14 protein-coding genes and 1 tRNA gene are annotated in these 15,752 nt (G+C 67.5%); 3 read left to right on the top strand and 12 right to left on the bottom strand.

The features are described from left to right. Positions 1–147 precede the first annotated feature (147 nt). Complete coding sequence (locus HSX14_RS24970; protein WP_173172835.1) at positions 148–1,047, bottom strand: LysR family transcriptional regulator; 900 nt, start codon at positions 1,045–1,047, stop codon at positions 148–150. A gap of 109 nt (positions 1,048–1,156) precedes the next feature. Here HSX14_RS24970 and HSX14_RS24965 point away from each other — a divergent pair, with 109 nt between their 5' ends. Continuing rightward, positions 1,157–2,683 carry an MFS transporter gene (locus HSX14_RS24965; RefSeq protein WP_173172837.1) on the top strand — a complete coding sequence of 509 codons (1,527 nt, stop codon included), beginning with the start codon at positions 1,157–1,159 and terminating at the stop codon, positions 2,681–2,683. Between the two features lie 129 nt (positions 2,684–2,812). On the opposite strand, the gene rlmF is transcribed toward HSX14_RS24965, so the two are convergent. From rlmF to HSX14_RS24925, 8 genes are all read right to left on the bottom strand, one after another. Next, a complete protein-coding gene (gene rlmF, locus HSX14_RS24960) occupies positions 2,813–3,808 on the bottom strand; it encodes a 23S rRNA (adenine(1618)-N(6))-methyltransferase RlmF (RefSeq protein WP_173172839.1) in 996 nt (331 codons plus the stop codon). A 78-nt stretch (positions 3,809–3,886) separates the two neighbouring features. Continuing rightward, on the bottom strand, positions 3,887–5,716 hold the full coding sequence (locus tag HSX14_RS24955; RefSeq protein ID WP_173172841.1) for an SLC13 family permease: 1,830 nt from the start codon (positions 5,714–5,716) through the stop codon (positions 3,887–3,889). Between the two features lie 106 nt (positions 5,717–5,822). After that, entirely contained in the window at positions 5,823–6,119 is a 297-nt protein-coding gene (locus HSX14_RS24950; RefSeq protein WP_173172843.1) for a winged helix-turn-helix domain-containing protein, read from the bottom strand. 13 nt (positions 6,120–6,132) lie between these two features. Beyond that, positions 6,133–6,582: an SRPBCC family protein gene (locus HSX14_RS24945; RefSeq protein WP_173172845.1), complete on the bottom strand. Its 450-nt coding sequence runs from the start codon at positions 6,580–6,582 to the stop codon at positions 6,133–6,135. 55 nt (positions 6,583–6,637) lie between these two features. Continuing rightward, positions 6,638–9,469 carry a valine--tRNA ligase gene (locus HSX14_RS24940; protein WP_173172847.1) on the bottom strand — a complete coding sequence of 944 codons (2,832 nt, stop codon included), beginning with the start codon at positions 9,467–9,469 and terminating at the stop codon, positions 6,638–6,640. Positions 9,470–9,577: 108 nt separating this feature from the next. Next, the gene (locus HSX14_RS24935; RefSeq protein WP_173172849.1) at positions 9,578–10,051 is read right to left on the bottom strand and encodes a DNA polymerase III subunit chi; all 474 of its coding nucleotides are present in this window, start codon (positions 10,049–10,051) and stop codon (positions 9,578–9,580) included. 9 nt (positions 10,052–10,060) lie between these two features. After that, the gene (locus tag HSX14_RS24930) at positions 10,061–10,480 is read right to left on the bottom strand and encodes a DNA polymerase III subunit chi (RefSeq protein WP_173172852.1); all 420 of its coding nucleotides are present in this window, start codon (positions 10,478–10,480) and stop codon (positions 10,061–10,063) included. Positions 10,481–10,543: 63 nt separating this feature from the next. Then, positions 10,544–12,028 carry a leucyl aminopeptidase gene (locus HSX14_RS24925; protein ID WP_173172854.1) on the bottom strand — a complete coding sequence of 495 codons (1,485 nt, stop codon included), beginning with the start codon at positions 12,026–12,028 and terminating at the stop codon, positions 10,544–10,546. Positions 12,029–12,171: 143 nt separating this feature from the next. Between HSX14_RS24925 and lptF the strand changes: the two genes are divergently transcribed. Then, positions 12,172–13,290: an LPS export ABC transporter permease LptF gene (lptF, locus tag HSX14_RS24920; protein ID WP_173172856.1), complete on the top strand. Its 1,119-nt coding sequence runs from the start codon at positions 12,172–12,174 to the stop codon at positions 13,288–13,290. After that, entirely contained in the window at positions 13,283–14,344 is a 1,062-nt protein-coding gene (gene lptG / locus HSX14_RS24915) for an LPS export ABC transporter permease LptG (RefSeq protein ID WP_173172858.1), read from the top strand. The genes lptF and lptG overlap by 8 nt, the downstream gene beginning before the upstream one ends. Positions 14,345–14,407: 63 nt before the next feature. On the opposite strand, the gene HSX14_RS24910 is transcribed toward lptG, so the two are convergent. The 3 genes from HSX14_RS24910 to HSX14_RS24900 all read right to left on the bottom strand — a co-directional run bounded on the left by HSX14_RS24910 (position 14,408) and on the right by HSX14_RS24900 (position 15,661). After that, positions 14,408–14,905 carry an RDD family protein gene (locus HSX14_RS24910; RefSeq protein WP_173172860.1) on the bottom strand — a complete coding sequence of 166 codons (498 nt, stop codon included), beginning with the start codon at positions 14,903–14,905 and terminating at the stop codon, positions 14,408–14,410. 112 nt (positions 14,906–15,017) lie between these two features. Next, positions 15,018–15,230: a cold-shock protein gene (locus HSX14_RS24905; RefSeq protein ID WP_003459665.1), complete on the bottom strand. Its 213-nt coding sequence runs from the start codon at positions 15,228–15,230 to the stop codon at positions 15,018–15,020. Positions 15,231–15,574: 344 nt separating this feature from the next. Continuing rightward, positions 15,575–15,661, bottom strand: a tRNA-Leu gene (locus tag HSX14_RS24900). Positions 15,662–15,752 lie beyond the last annotated feature (91 nt).

The raw sequence follows: 15,752 nt of genomic DNA, 5'->3' as shown, positions 1-15,752 counted from the left end.
CGCCCCTACAGAGCGCTGTTTGCCGCGCTCACACCAGGCTCTGGTCGAGGAACTGTTCGTAGGGTGGGCTTCAGCCCACGCGGTGCTCGTGCTGGTGGGCTGAAGCCCACCCTACGGCTGAAATCCGGGCTACGTGGGGTGTTTGGTTCAGGTGTGGCGCTGGTCGAGGAACAGGTGCTCGGCGAGGAAGTCGACGAACACCCGCAGCTTGGCGGGCATCTGCTTGTAGCAGGGCCACAGGGCGCGGAAGTGGCCGGCATGCTGGTTGCGGTCTTCGAGCACCGTCTGCAACTGGCCGCTGGCCAGGGCGTCGCGGATGGCGAAGTCGGGCAGGCAGGTGATGCCCATGCCTTCGCTGGCGACGCGGATCAGCGTGTCGGCGTGGTTGCACACCAGGGTGGTGGGCAGCTGGGGCTCGCTTTCGCCGGGTGAGAGCAGCAGGGGCCATTTCTGCAGTTTGCCGGTGCTGGGGAACTTGTAGTGCAGGCAGGCGTGCCGCTCCAGGTCGGCCGGCACCCGTGGCGTGCCATGGGCGGCGAAGTAGGCGGGGGAGCCCACCAGTTGCAGGTGGAAGGACCCGAGCTGGCGGGCACGCAGGCGCGAGTCCTCGGGGATGCCGCTGCGCACCACCACGTCGAAGCCTTCCTCGATCACGTCCACCAGGCGGTCGCTGAAGTCCAGGTCCAGTTCGATGCCGGGGTAGCGGCGCATGAAGGCTGGCAGCACAACCGGGAACAGGCCCAGCACCAAAGGCAGGCTGACCCGCAGGCGACCGCTGGGCTCCTGGGTGTTCTGCGACAGCTCGTGCTCGGCTGCCTCCAACTCGCCGAGAATGCGCCGGCAGCGTTCGAGGAACAGCGTGCCTTCCACCGTGAGGTTGATGCTGCGGGTGTTGCGGTGGAACAGGCGGACGCCCAGGTGCTGTTCCAGGCGGGCGATGCCCTTGCCCACCGCCGAGGCGGAGATGCCCAGCACGCGACCGGCGGCGACGAAGCTCTGGCTTTCGGTGACCTGGACGAAGAGGGCGAGGCGGTTGAGGCTTTCCATGGGGTTTCCGATTGCGGACTCAGGTTTCCGTTAAGTGCGGAATACTAGCCTGTTTTTCCGTAATTCCCGCCGCCGTAGCCTGCTCCGACTTTCTTGCGGAGCCTTCGACATGACCGACTCTTCCCTTACCGCCGGCGCACGCCGCTGGCTGCTGCTGGCCGCCTGCCTGACGGCGGTGCTGATCCCGCTGTGCTTCACCGGCCCGGCGGTGGTGCTGCCGGCCATCAGCCAGGCCCTGGGTGGCTCGGCGGCGGAACTCGGCTGGGTCACCAACGGCTACATCCTCGCCTACGGCAGCGCGATGATGGCGGCCGGCAGCCTGGCCGACATCCATGGACGCAAGCGCGTGTGGCGGGTGGGCCTGGTGCTGTTCGCGGCGGTGACCCTGGTGATCCCCTTCGCGCCCACGGTGCTGGTGTTCGACCTGCTGCGTGTGCTCCAGGGCCTCGGCGGTTCCGCCGCCTTCGCCGGGGCCATGGCTGCGCTGGCCCAGGAGTTCCACGGCCCGATCCGCACCCGGGTGTTCAGCCTGCTGGGCACCACCTTCGGCCTGGGGCTGGCGTTCGGCCCCTTGCTGGCCGGCCTGCTGAGCGACGGCCTGGGCTGGCGCATGGTGTTCCTGCTGCCGGCCCTGATCGGCGTCGCCGGCGCGCTGCTGGTCTCGATCTGTGCCCGCGAAAGCCGCGACCCCAACGCCCAGGGCCTGGATTGGCCGGGGGCGATCAGCTTCACCGCGATGCTCACGCTGTTCACCTGCGGCACCCTGCTGGCGCCGGAGCACGGCTGGTCGCACCCGCTGGTGCAGGTCTCGCTGTGGGGCAGCCTGGCCTTGCTGGTGGCCTTCGTGGTGATCGAGCGGCGCGTGGCCCGGCCGATGCTGGCGCTGGGCCTGTTCCGTCGCGCGCAATTCGCCGGGGTGCAGCTGCTGGGCGCGTCCCCGGCCTTCGCCTTCGTGGTGCTGATCGTGCTGCTGCCGGGGCGTTTCATCGGTGCCGATGGCCTGAGCGCGGTGCAGGCCGGGCAACTGATGATCGCGCTGTCGGCGCCCTTGCTGGTGGTGCCGATGCTGGCGGCGCTGCTGTCGCGCTGGTTCACCGCCGGGCTGCTGTCGGCGCTGGGCCTGGCGCTGAACGCGCTCGGGCTGTTGTGGATGAGCGTGGCGCTGGCGTCCGGGCCGCAGGCGCTGCTGCTGCCGATGCTGGTGGTGGGCGTGGGCATCGGCCTGCCCTGGGGGCTGATGGACGGGCTGGCGGTGAGCGTGGTGGAGAAGGAGCGGGCGGGCATGGCCACGGGCATCTTCAACACCGTGCGGGTGTCCGGCGACGGCGTGGCCATCGCGCTGGTCGGTGCGCTGCTGGCGGCACTGGTCGTCGCGGCGCTACCGGCCTCGGGTGCGTCGTCGGCGCAGGTCATCGGTGCCGCCGGGCATGCGGCCATGGGTGACCTGGCCCGGGCGGCGGCGCTGCTCGGGGTGGACAGGGCAGCGTTGCAGCCGGGTTATGACGCGGCGTTCCGTACCCTGTTGCAGGTGCTGGCGGCGATCACCGGGCTGACGGCGGTGCTGGTGTTCATGCTGCTGGGCAAGGTGCGCACCCATGAGGTGGAGGCGTTGGCCGAGGTGCCTTGTGAGGCGTAGCCGTGCGTAGGGTGGGCCGCGCTTCATCGGTCCACCGTCGGTGTGGCCGGTAACGCCCAAGAGGGGCGTCGCGGGGAGCGCTGCACGCTCCTTGGCGAATGAATTCGCCCCTACAAGGGCGGGTGTTGGTCAGGCGGGCCAGCGCTCCTTGCGCCAGGCGCGGCGCTGGTTCTTCTGGAGGTAGGTCCAGGCGACGAAGCGGCTCTGCTTCTGGCCCTGGGCCATGTGCACGACGCGGATGTCGCTGGCACCGAGGGCCTTGAGGCGCTCTTGCAGCGGCGTGACGTTGCCGACCTTGGACACCAGGGTGCTGAACCAGAACACCTGCTGGCCGAAGGCGGCGCTTTCCTCGGCCATGCGCGCGATGAAGGCGGCTTCACCGCCTTCGCAATGCAGTTCGTTGGACTGGCCGCCGAAGTTGAGCACCGGCAGCGTGCGGCTGGGGTCCTGCTTGCCGAGGTTCTTCCATTTGCGCGTGCTGCCGCTGCGGGCTTCGTCGAGGGAGGCGTGGAAGGGCGGGTTGCACAGGGTGAAGTCGAAGCGCTCGTCGGCCTGCACCAGGCCCTGGAAGATGTGCTGCGGGTTTTCCTGGCGGCGCAGTTCGATGGCGCCCTCGTATTGCGGGTTGGCGGCAAGGATGGCGGCGGCGGAGTCCAGGGACTGCGGGTCGATGTCGGCACCGACGAAGCGCCAGCCGTAGTCGTGGTGGCCGATCAGCGGGTAGATGCAGTTGGCGCCGACGCCGATGTCCAGCCCGCGCAGGGCGGGGCCCCTGGGAATCACGCCGTCGTGGGCGGCGCCGAGCAGGTCGGCCAGGTGGTGCAGGTAGTCGGCGCGCCCGGGGATGGGCGGGCACAGGTAGCCGGCGGGGATGTCCCACTGGCGGATGCCGTAGAACTGCTTGAGCAGCGCGCGGTTGAAGACCTTCACCGCCTCGGGGTTGGCGAAGTCGATGCTCGGCTTGCCGTAGGGGTTGGTGATGACGAACGCACCCAGCTCGGGGCTGCCTTCGATCAGCGCGGGGAAGTCGTAGCGGCCCTGGTGGCGGTTGCGCGGGTGCAGTGGCGCCTTGCCCCCGTCGGACGGCTTGGCCGGTGCGGTCTTGCTGGGCGGTTTGCTGGGCATGGCGAAGGTTCGGGGTGGAGGGGCAGGGGCGCATTATTCACAACCGGGCGGGTTTGGCCAGCCGTCGCCGGCGACCGGTCAGAAGGGCAGGAGCCAGGGCACCAGGAGGACGGTGACGGCCATCACCAGCAGGGTGAAGGGCACGCCGACGCGGACGAAATCGCCGAAGCGGTACTGGCCGGGGCCGAGCACCAGGGTGTTCACCGGCGAGGAGATGGGCGTCATGAAGGCGGCGGAGGCGGCCAGGGCCACGGTCATGGCGAAGGGCTGCGGCGAGACGCCGAGCTGCTGGGCAGTGGCGATGGCCACCGGGGCCATGAGCACGGCGGTGGCGGTGTTGGAGATGAACAGGCCGATCACTGCGGTGAGTACGAACAGCGCGGCGATCACCAGGCGCGGTGCGGCATCGCCCAGCAACGCCACCAGGCCCTGTACGGCGAGGTCGATGCCGCCGGTCTGCTGCAGGGCGTGGGCGAAGGGCAGCATGCCGACGATGAGGATCAGGGTGGGCCAGTGGATGGCGCGGTAGGCGCTGTCCAGGTCGATGCAGCGGAAGGCGCCCATCAGCAGGCAGCCCACCAGCGCGGCCATGACGTTGGGCACCAGGCCGCTGACCATCAGGATCACCATCACCGCCAGGCTGAGCAGGGCGTGGGGTGCCTTGTGCGCGGTCGGCGCCACTTCGTCCACTTCGGCGGGCAGGCTCAGCACCAGGAAGTCGCGGCCCTGGGCCTGCAGGCGGTGGATGTCCTTCCATTCCCCCGCCACCAGCAGGGTGTCGGAGCCCTTGAGCTTCTCGTCCACCAGCACGCCATCGAGGGGGCGGCCATGGCGACGCAGGCCGACGACGTTGAGGCGGTGGCGGCTGCGGAAGCCCAGTTCCTGGATGGTCTTGCCCGGCAGCTCCGACTCCGGCGGCAGCGCGACTTCGGCCAGCCCCAGCTGGTGGGCGTGCAGGCTGTAGTAGGAGGCGTTGAGCGGCATGGGCTCCAGGCCCAGCGCCTGGTAGGCGCCGAGCAGGCCGATGGCCGGGCTGGCGAGGTCCACCAGCAGCACGTCGCCGGGTTCCAGCTGGGTGTTGCCGGTGGCCATGAGCAGCAGGGTGCGGAACTTGCGCTGGCGCTCGACGGCGATGACGTTGATGCCGTACTCGCGGCGCAGCTCGAGCTCGTTCAGGGCCTGCCGCGCGAGCGGCGAGTCGGCGCGTACCCGCAGGCGTCGTTCGCGCTCGCTGAGGTGGTAGGCGCCGGCCAGGTCGGCGAGGGTCAGGCGCGGCGCCGTGGTGGTGTCGTCACCGCCTGCGCGGCCGAGCCAGCGGCTGGCGGCGAGCATGTAGAGCACGCCCAGGACCAGCACGGCGAGGCCGACGGGCGTGGGGCCGAAGAAGCCGAAGCCGTCAAAGCCGGCGCGGCGCAGTTCGCTGTGCACCACCATGTTCGGCGGCGTGGCCACCAGGGTGAGCATGCCGCTGATGAGGCCGGCGAAGGCCAGCGGCATCATCAGCCGCGCCGGTGGGATCTTCAGCCGCGCGGCGACGCCGAGCACGACCGGGATGAAGATGGCGACCACGCCGGTGGAGCTCATCACCGAGCCGAGCCCGGCGACGCTGAGCATGAGCAGCACCAGCAGGCGGGTTTCGCTGCTGCCGGCGCGGGCCACCAGCGCGTCGCCCAGGCGGTAGGCGATGCCGGTGCGCACCAGGCCGTCGCCGATGATGAACAGCGCGGCGATCAACACGACGCTGGGGTCGCTGAAGCCGGCCAGGGCCTGTTCGGTGCTGAGCACGCCGCTGAGCGCCAGGGCCACGAGGGCCAGCAGGGCGACGGCGTCCATGCGTGGGCGGTTGCGCACGAAGAGGGTGACGACCACCAGCAGCAGGCCGAGTACCCAGATGAGTTGCGGGATCATGGCGGGGGCTCCTGGATGGGGTGTGATTGCACCGTAGCCCGGACTTCAACCCGGAGGGGGTTCCCGGGCTGAAGCCCGGGCTACGAAAGTTTACGGGGGGATTCTGTCAGGGGTAGCCGAGGGTGGCCTTGATCTGCTGCAGGTTGGCGGCGATCCAGGTCTTGTCGATGGCGCCCCAGTCGCGGATCACGTAGTGGCCGGCGTTGTTGCGGGCGCCTGCGTCCTGCTGGAACTGGCAGTCGATGTCCAGGTCGGCGAGGGCGGCGAGGGTGTCCTGGGCGGTGCGGCGGGGCATGCCGGTGGCGTCCATCAGGGCGGGGACGCTGGCGGCGGTGCCGCTGTCGATCAGCCAGGCGACGTAGAGGCGGCGGTAGAAGCTGGTCTTGGTCTTGCTGGTTTCCATGGGGGCTCCGGGGTCAGGGCGCGCGACGGCGCAGGACGCGGTGGCGGTTGGCGAAGAACAGGCGCAGGAACAGCCGGACCAGCGGGGTGCCGAACAGGGGCGCGACGGTGAGCTGGTCGATGACCCGGGTGCCGCTGGCGCTGTGTTCCAGGCGGCGTTCGTGGCGCCACAGGCGCATGCCTGTCATGGGGGATTCTTCGACGAAGCCGACGCCGGGGGTGAGTTCGCGCAGGGTCAGTCGCGAGGTGCCCAGCGGCAGGACGCCGAACAGCCAGAGGTGGCTGGTGAACAGGGGTTCGCCGGGCTGGACGGCGAGGTCTTCGAGGTTGCGGACGCCGGCGGGCACGCTCATGCGCAGCCAGGGGCGCATTTCCTCGCGCAGGCGGTCGACGTCGGTGATCCAGCTCCAGGCCTGGCCGGGGCTGACCGCGAGGTGGGATTCGAAACGCAGTTCGATGGGCATCTCTTCCATTTCCCTATGAAAGAACAAGGCCCGCCGGGTGGCGGGCCTTGGGGGCTTACAGGTCGGCGATCTTCCCGCGCTGTTCGGCCAGCTTGGCCAGGGCCTGTTCGGCCTCGGCGAGCTTGGCGCGCTCCTTGTCGAGCACCTCGGCCGGGGCCTTGGCGACGAAGCCTTCGTTGGCGAGCTTGCCGCCGACGCGCTTCACTTCGCCGTCCAGGCGCTGGATCTCCTTGTCCAGGCGGGCCAGTTCGGCCTCCTTGTCGATCAGGCCGGCCATGGGCACCAGCACCTGCATGTCACCGACCAGGGCGGTGGCGGACATGGGCGCTTCTTCGCCGGCTGCGAGGACGCGGACCGATTCGAACTTGGCCAGCTTGTTCAGCAGCGGGCCATTGTCGGCGAGGCGGCGCAGGTCTTCGTCGCTGGCGTTGGCCAGGATCACGTCGATGCGCTTGGCCATGGAGATCTTCATCTCGCCACGGATCTGGCGCACGCCGAGCATCAGGGTCTTGACCCACTCGATGTCGCCTTCGGCGGCGGCGTCGATGCGGCTCTCGTTGGCCACCGGCCAGGGTTGCAGCATCAGGGTGTCGCCGCTGACGCCGGCCTGGCCCTTGATGCGCTGCCAGATCTCTTCGGTGATGAAGGGCATGAACGGGTGGGCCAGGCGCAGGATGACCTCCAGCACGCGCACCAGGGTGCGGCGGGTGCCACGCTGGCGCTCGATCGGGGCGTTCTCGTCCCACAGCACCGGCTTGACCAGCTCGAGGTACCAGGAGCAGTACTCGTCCCAGACGAACTCGTAGAGGGCCTGGGTGGCCAGGTCGAAGCGGAAGGCGTCGAGGTGGCGGGTGACTTCGGCTTCGGTGCGCTGCAGCTGGGAGATGATCCAGCGGTCGACGGAGGACAGCTCGACGGCTTCACCGTTGACGCCGGTGTCCTGGCCATCGGTGTTCTCGGTGACGAAGTTGGCGGCGTTCCACAGCTTGTTGCAGAAGTTGCGGTAGCCCTCGACGCGGCCCATGTCGAACTTGATGTCGCGGCCGGTGGAGGCCAGCGAGCAGAAGGTGAAGCGCAGGGCGTCGGTACCGAAGCTGTTGATGCCGTCGGGGAACTCGGCGCGGGTCTGCTTGGCGATCTTCTCGGCCAGCTTGGGCTGCATCATGCCGCTGGTGCGTTTCTCCAGCAGCGCGTCGAGGGTGATGCCGTCGACGATGTCCAGCGGGTCGAGGACGTTGCCCTTGGACTTGGACATCTTCTGGCCCTGGCCGTCGCGCACCAGGCCGTGGACGTACACGGTCTTGAACGGGATCTGCCCGGTCAGGTGGGTGGACAGCATGATCATCCGGGCGACCCAGAAGAAGATGATGTCGAAGCCGGTGACCAGGACGTCGGTGGGGTGGAAGGTCTTGAGGAAGTCGGTCTGTTCCGGCCAGCCCAGGGTGGAGAAGGTCCACAGGCCCGAGCTGAACCAGGTGTCGAGGACGTCATCGTCCTGGCGCAGGGCGGTGTCGCCCAGGTTGTGCTTGGCGCGTACCTCGGCCTCGTCGCGGCCGACGTAGACGTTGCCGGCTTCGTCGTACCAGGCGGGGATGCGATGGCCCCACCAGAGCTGGCGGCTGATGCACCAGTCCTGGATGTCGCGCATCCAGCTGAAGTACATGTTCTCGTACTGCTTGGGCACGAACTGGATCTCGCCGCTCTCGACCACGGCGATGGCCTTCTCGGCCAGCGGCTTGGTGGAGACGTACCACTGGTCGGTCAGCCAGGGTTCGATGACGGTGCCGGAACGGTCGCCCTTGGGCACCTTGAGGGCGTGGTCGTCGATCTTCTCCAGCAGGCCGAGGGCTTCGATGTCGGCGACGATGCGCTTGCGCGCCTCGAAGCGGTCGAGGCCGGCGTAGGCGGCGGGCAGGCTGCCGTCGAAGGCGTCGTTGACGCTGCCGTCGAGGTGGAACACCTGGGCGGTGGCGAGCACGGCGGCGTTCTTGTCGAAGATGTTGATCAGCGGCAGGTCGTGGCGCTTGCCGACTTCGTAGTCGTTGAAGTCGTGGGCCGGGGTGATCTTCACGCAGCCGGTGCCGAACTCGGGGTCGCAGTAGTCATCGGCGACGATGGGGATGCGGCGGCCGACCAGGGGCAGGACGACGAACTTGCCGATCAGGGCCTTGTAGCGCTCGTCTTCCGGGTGCACGGCGACGGCGCTGTCGCCCAGCAGGGTTTCCGGGCGGGTGGTGGCGACCACCAGGTGGTCCTTGCCGTCGGCGGTCTTCAGGCCGTCGGCCAGCGGGTAGCGCAGGTTCCACAGGTGGCCCTTCTCGTCGTGGCTTTCCACTTCGAGGTCGGAGATGGCGGTGTGGAACTTGGTGTCCCAGTTGACCAGGCGCTTGCCGCGGTAGATCAGGCCGTCGTCGTGCAGGCGTACGAAGGCTTCCTTGACCGCTTCGGAGAGGCCGTCGTCCATGGTGAAGCGCTCGCGCGACCAGTCGACGGAGGAGCCGAGGCGACGGATCTGGCGGGTGATGGTGCCGCCGGACTGTTCCTTCCACTCCCAGACCTTCTCGAGGAACTTCTCGCGGCCGAGGTCGTGGCGGTCGACGCCCTGGGCGGCCAGCTGGCGCTCCACCACCATCTGGGTGGCGATGCCGGCGTGGTCGGTGCCCGGCTGCCACAGGGTGTTGCGACCCTGCATGCGGCGGAAGCGGATCAGCGCGTCCATGATGGCGTTGTTGAAGCCATGACCCATGTGCAGGCTGCCGGTGACGTTCGGCGGCGGGATCATGATGGTGTAGGGCTCGCCGGAACCTTGCGGGGCGAAGTAGTTGTTCTTCTCCCAGGTCTGGTACCAGGAGGATTCGATGGCGTGGGGCTGGTAGGTCTTGTCCATGGTGCGGCGGGACCGTGTCGGCAACTGATCGGAAAGCCGCCGAGTATAGCGGCTGCGGCTACAAGCCCCAAGCGCGGGCAGCGGGGCAGGGGCGAGGGGGCGTGCGACTCAGCCGCGGCGGGGCGGCTGGGGCAGGAGGCGGGTCAGGCGGGCGCTGAGGCGGCGCTTGAGCTCGGCTTCTATCTGCGGGACGAAGTCGTCGATGACGTCTTGCAGGATGAGTTGCGCGGCGGCGCGCAGCTCGGTGTCCAGGCGGCTGAATTCCTGGGCGCTGGCGGCTTCGGCGCTGCGTTGCAGGGCGCCCTGCAGGGGCGTCTGCGCCGGCTGCTCGGCACGCGGCGGGGGCGCGGGTTGCACACTGGGGGCCGGGGCCGGGCTGGGTGCGATGGGCTCGCTGCCCCGTGGGGGCAGTTCGAAGGGCGGCGCTTCGACGATCTCGGAGAGCAGGGGGATGCTGTCCGGGTCGACGGACTCGGTGAGCAGGGGCGGCTCGCTGCTGGTGTGTTCGTCGAGCAGGGCGCGGATCGATTCGAGGTCGTCCAGCAGGTGTGCGGGCTTTTGCGGCGGTCTGGAGTTGTCCATGGGGCGTGCTTAGAGTTCGACTCGCTTTGGATCATAGCCGCGCTGGCGGTAGGTACGGAAATTCTCACGGCAGGCGGCCAGCAGGGCCGGCTCCTGGTTGACGATCTCGATGATGCGGCTGAAACGCTCGAGGTGCGGCGAGAGGCTGGCGTCGAGGTTGATCAGCAGGCCCTGGGCGGCCTCGGGCTGCTCGTCGCCGCCGATCACCACCGGCGCCTGCGGGTCGTCTTCGTGCAGGCCGTGGGGGATGAAGGTCTCGGCCTTGAAGCGCCACAGCAGGTCGTCCAGCTCGGCGCCCTGGGCCTTGTCGGCGCAGCGCACGAACACCGGCAGGCCATGGCGCCAGGCCTTGCTCGCCAGCTGGCAGGCGGCGCGCAGGCGGTCCGCCGGGGTGCTGGAGGAAAGGACGTAGAACTCGACGCGGGTCATGGCTGGGTGTTCCTGAGGTGAGGCGGGTGCCCGGCGGCCTGCGCCGCCGGGCGGTGCGGCAGTTTACACGCGGTCCAGCAGGTACTGGGTGAGCAGGGGCACCGGACGACCGGTGGCGCCCTTGTCCTTGCCGCCGCTGACCCAGGCGGTGCCGGCGATGTCGAGGTGGGCCCAGTGGAATTTCTTGGCGAAGCGCGACAGGAAGCAGCCGGCGGTGATGGTGCCGGCCTTGGGGCCGCCGATGTTGGCGATGTCGGCGAAGGGGCTGTCGAGCTGCTCCTGGTATTCGTCGAACAGCGGCAGTTGCCAGGCGCGGTCGTCGGCGTATTCGCCAGCCTTGAGGATCTGCTTCACCAGGGTCTCGTTGTTGCCCATCAGGCCGGAGACGTTGCTGCCCAGGGCGACGATGCAGGCGCCGGTGAGGGTGGCGACGTCGATCACCGCCCGGGGCTTGAAGCGCTCGGCGTAGGTGAGGGTGTCGCACAGCACCAGGCGGCCTTCGGCGTCGGTGTTGAGGATCTCGACGGTCTGGCCGCTCATGGTGGTGACGATGTCGCCGGGGCGGGTGGCGCCGCCGCTGGGCATGTTCTCGGCGCAGGCCAGCAGGCCGACGACGTTGATCGGCAGCTGCAGCTCGACCAGGGCACGGAAGGTGCCGAGCACGCTGGCGGCGCCGCACATGTCGTACTTCATCTCGTCCATGCCGGCGGCGGGCTTGATGCTGATGCCGCCGGTGTCGAAGGTGATGCCCTTGCCCACCAGGGCGTAGGGTTTGTCGTCCTTCTTGCCGCCCTGGTAGTGGAGCACGATCATCCGCGGCGGCTGGTCGCTGCCCTGGGCGACGGCGAGGAAGGCGCCGGCACCGAGCTCCTTGAGCTTCTTCTCGTCCAGCACCTCGACCTTGAGGTTCTTGTGGGCCTTGGCCAGGGCCTTGGCTTCCTCGGCGAGGAAGCTGGGGTGGCAGAGGTTCGGCGGCAGGTTGCCGAGGTCCTTGGTGAAGGCCATGCCGGTGGCGATGGCCCGGGCATGGGCGCTGCCACGCTCGACGTCGGCGAGCTCGGCCTTCTCGGCCAGCAGGGTGATCTTCTTCAGGGCCGGGGCATCGGCCTTGGTGCTCTTGAAGCGATCGAAACGGTAGGTGCCGTCGGCAAGGGTCTCCACCAGCAGGCGCGCCTTGCCATAGGCGTCACGGCCTTTCACGGCGAGTTCGCCCAGGGCGAGTACCGCATCGCTGCCGCCGAGGCCCTTGAGCACGCCGTTGACGGCGGCGACCACCTTGCGGAACTGGCGGTCGCCGAGTTCGCGTTCCTTGCCCACGCCTACCAGCAGCACGCGTTCGGCCTTGAGGTTGGGCAGGCTGTGCAGCAGCAGGGTCTGGCCGACCTTGCCGGCGAGGTCGCCACGCTTGAGCAGGGCGGCGATGGCGCCACCGGTGGCGCCATCCAGTGCGCTGGCAGCGGCACCCAGTTTGCGGCCTTCGCCGACGGCGACGACCAGGGTGGCGGTTTTCAGGGTTTCCGGGCGAGCGCTTTTGACGAGGAATTCCATGACGTATGTCCCCAAGACAAAGAGTCGGGATTGCAGGATATAATGCCGGCCATTTTTCAGTGGTCCGCCGGTTCGGCGGGCTGGCCACAAAGCGGCTAGTTTGAGCGTAGCCGCCTGAGCCTGACAACCCTGGAGTGTCTGGTTTGATTGTCTTCCGTTATCTGTCCCGTGAAGTCCTGGTCACCCTCAGTGCCGTGAGTGCGGTGCTGCTGGTGATCATCATGAGTGGTCGCTTCATCAAGTACCTGGCCCAGGCCGCGCAAGGCGTCCTGGACCCGGGGGTGCTGTTCTTGATCATGGGGTTCCGCCTGCCGGGCTTCCTCGAGCTGATCCTGCCGCTGGGCCTGTTCCTGGGCTTCCTCCTGGCGTACGGCCGGCTCTACCTGGACAGCGAGATGACCGTGCTCGCCGCCACCGGCATGAGCCAGCAGCGCCTGATGGCCTACAGCCTGGCGCCGGCGACCCTGGTGGCGCTGCTGGTCGCCTGGCTGAGCCTGGGCCTGGCGCCGCAGGGCGTGGCGCAGGTGGCGCGGATCCTCAACGAGCAGGACGCGCTGACCGAGTTCGACACGCTGGTGCCCGGCCGCTTCCAGACCATGAAGAACGGTACGCGGGTGACCTACACCGAGAGCCTGTCGGCCGATCGTGGCGAGCTGGGCGGGGTGTTCATCTCCGAGAAGCGCCTGTCGCAGAACAACAAGGAGCGCGGCATCGGCGTGCTGGTGGCGGAGAAGGGCCGCCAGGTCATCCACGAGGATGGCAGCCGCTACCTGATCCTGGAGAACGGCTACCGCTACGACGGCAACCCGGGCAAGGCCGACTATCGCGCGATCAAGTACGAGACCTACGGCATCCTCCTGCCCAAGCCGGAGATCAGCGGTGAGATCGGCGAGCGCGAGGCGATCCCGACGTCCGAACTGATCGGCAGCGACAACCCGCGTTACCAGGCCGAGCTGCAGTGGCGCATTTCCATCCCGCTGCTGGTGTTCGTGGTGACCCTGCTGGCGGTGCCGCTGTCGCGGGTCAATCCGCGCCAGGGCCGCTTCCTCAAGCTGCTGCCGGCGATCCTCCTTTATATGGCCTACCTGTCCCTGTTGATCGCTGCGCGCGGCCAGCTGGACAAGGGCAAGATCCCCATGGCGCTCGGCCTCTGGTGGGTGCACGGGATGTTCCTGCTGGTCGGCCTGTCATTGCTTTACTGGGAGCCGTTGCGGCTGAAGTGGGCAGCTCGTCGTGATGCCCGTGAGGTGGCCCATGGTTAGGTTGGATCGTTATATCGGCACCAGCGTGTTCTTCGGCATCCTCGCGGTGCTGGGGGTGATAGTCGGGCTGGCGCTGCTGTTCGCCTTCATCGACGAGCTGGGCGACGTCGACGGCTCCTATGGGGTCATGGAGGCGGCCGTCTATGTACTCATGACCACGCCGCGGCGCATCTACGAGATGCTGCCGATGGCGGCGCTGATCGGCAGCCTGATCGGCCTCGGCGGCCTGGCCAGCAGCAGCGAGCTGACCATCATGCGGGCGGCTGGCGTCTCCATCGGGCGCATCGTCTGGGCGGTGATGAAGCCGCTGCTGGTGTTGATGCTGGCGGGTGTGCTGATCGGTGAATACGTCGCGCCGTGGAGCGAGAACCTGGCCCAGGGCAATCGTGCGCTGGCGCAGGGCGGTGGCGAGGCGCAGAGCGCGAAGCGCGGCCAGTGGCATCGCCAGGGCAACCAGTACGTGCACATCAACGCCGTGCAGCCCAATGGCGTGCTCTATGGCGTGACCCGCTACGACTTCGATGGCGAGCGCCGCATGCAGTCGGCGAGCTTCGCCCGTCGCGCCATGTACCAGACCGATCACTGGCAGCTGGAAGACGTTTCCACGACCTACTTCCGTGGCGACCACACCGAGGTGATCGAGTCGCCGAACGAGCGCTGGGACATCGAGCTGAGCCCGCAGCTGCTGGGCACCGTGGCGATGGAGCCTGAGGCGCTGTCGATCACCGGGCTCTGGCGCTACACCCATTACCTGGCGGACCAGGGGCTGAACAATGGCCGCTACTGGCTGGCGTTCTGGACCAAGGTGCTGCAGCCGCTGGTCACCGGCGCGCTGGTGCTGATGGCGATCTCCTTCATCTTCGGCCCGCTGCGCTCGGTGACGCTGGGGCAGCGCGTGTTCACCGGCGTGGTGATCGGCTTCGTGGTGCGCATCAGCCAGGACCTGCTCGGGCCATCCAGCCTGGTGTTCGGGTTCTCGCCGCTGCTGGCGGTGCTGATCCCGGCGGGGATCTGCGCGCTGGCTGGCGTGCTGCTGCTGAGGCGCGCGGGGTAGGTCCCCAGGGTACGAAAAAGCCGGCTGCGAGCCGGCTTTTTCTTGGGTGCGATTCGGGTGGCGCTACTTCTTGTGGATGTTCTTCGGCAGCTGAACCACCTGGCTGTCGGAGTACATGTCGTGCCAGCTGCGTTTCTGCTTGTCGACGATCATCCACAGGAAGCCGAGGCCGAAGCACAGCCAGGAACCGATGGCGACCACGAAGCGCAACAGCGCCTGCCACAGGCTGATGGCCGAGCCGTCGCGGTTCTGGATGCGTACGCCCCAGACCTGCATGCCGAGGGTCTGGCCGCCGCGCATCCAGAACTTGCTGAAGAAGGCGAACAGGCTGAGGAACAGCAGGCTGGAGAGTATGGGGTCGCCGATCAGCGCGCCTTGCTCGGCCATCTGCCGCAGGCGCTCGCCGCCGAAGATCGCGCGCAGTATCGCCTGCTGGTAGAAGAGGGTGACCACCATCATCAGGGCCACGCAGAGAAGGAAGTCATAGAAGATCGCGGCGAAGCGACGGATCGGCCCGGCGACGGGGAAGTCGCCTTCGGGGCGCAGTTTCGGGTTCGGCATGGAAAGCCCTTGCAAACGTGGGGTTGCGACATTCTAAAGGCTGGGCCTTACGGAATCACGGGCATAAAAAAACCCCTGATGTTTCCATCAGGGGTTCTTTCAAGCAGGAGGCTTAGCCCAGGACTTGAACCTGGTCGGCCTGCATGCCTTTTTGACCTTGCACAGCGACGAAGCTGACTTTCTGGCCTTCTTTCAGGCTCTTGAAGCCGTTACCTTCGATTGCGCGGAAGTGCACGAACAGATCCGGACCGCTTTCGGGGGTGATGAAACCAAAACCCTTCTCGTCGTTGAACCACTTAACGGTGCCGTTTTGACGATTCGACATGTCTTATTTCCTTGAAACTAGAGTTGATGACAGCCTCTTGCTTTTCTTAAAGCATAGAGGGCTGGAACTGGTTGCAGAGAGTAAGAGAAGTCGAGCGGGATGTAGCGGATCTGTAGGATCTACTGCACCAGGTCACGATTCAACAGCGACCCATGCAAACACAGTGCGCACACTCTACGCTAACTTTCTTTGAATTGCCAACCCCCCGAAAGCTCAATGCTAGGCAGGGTTTGGGAAGATTTCCAATGCTGATGCACTGCATCTGGAAAAAGGACGCAACAGGAGGATGAAAAGCTGTTGCGGAGGGCTGCAAGCTCGTCGAGTACGAGGGCTTGCTGGAGTCGTGGTGCCCCGGGAGAGACTCGAACTCTCACTCTGTCGCCAGAAACGGATTTTGAATCCGCCGCGTCTACCGATTCCGCCACCGGGGCACGATGGCGGCGCAGTATAGGGAGGCGACCGAGGCGGGTCAATCCGCCCGCGTGGTCAGATTTCCGCATTTCCGTTAATATTCGCGCCCCT

The organism is Pseudomonas tohonis, assembly GCF_012767755.2.
Taxonomy (GTDB): Bacteria; Pseudomonadota; Gammaproteobacteria; order Pseudomonadales; family Pseudomonadaceae; genus Metapseudomonas; species Metapseudomonas tohonis.
The sequence above is the reverse complement of the archived record's forward strand: the minus strand, read 5'-3'. Positions and strand labels throughout refer to the sequence as shown.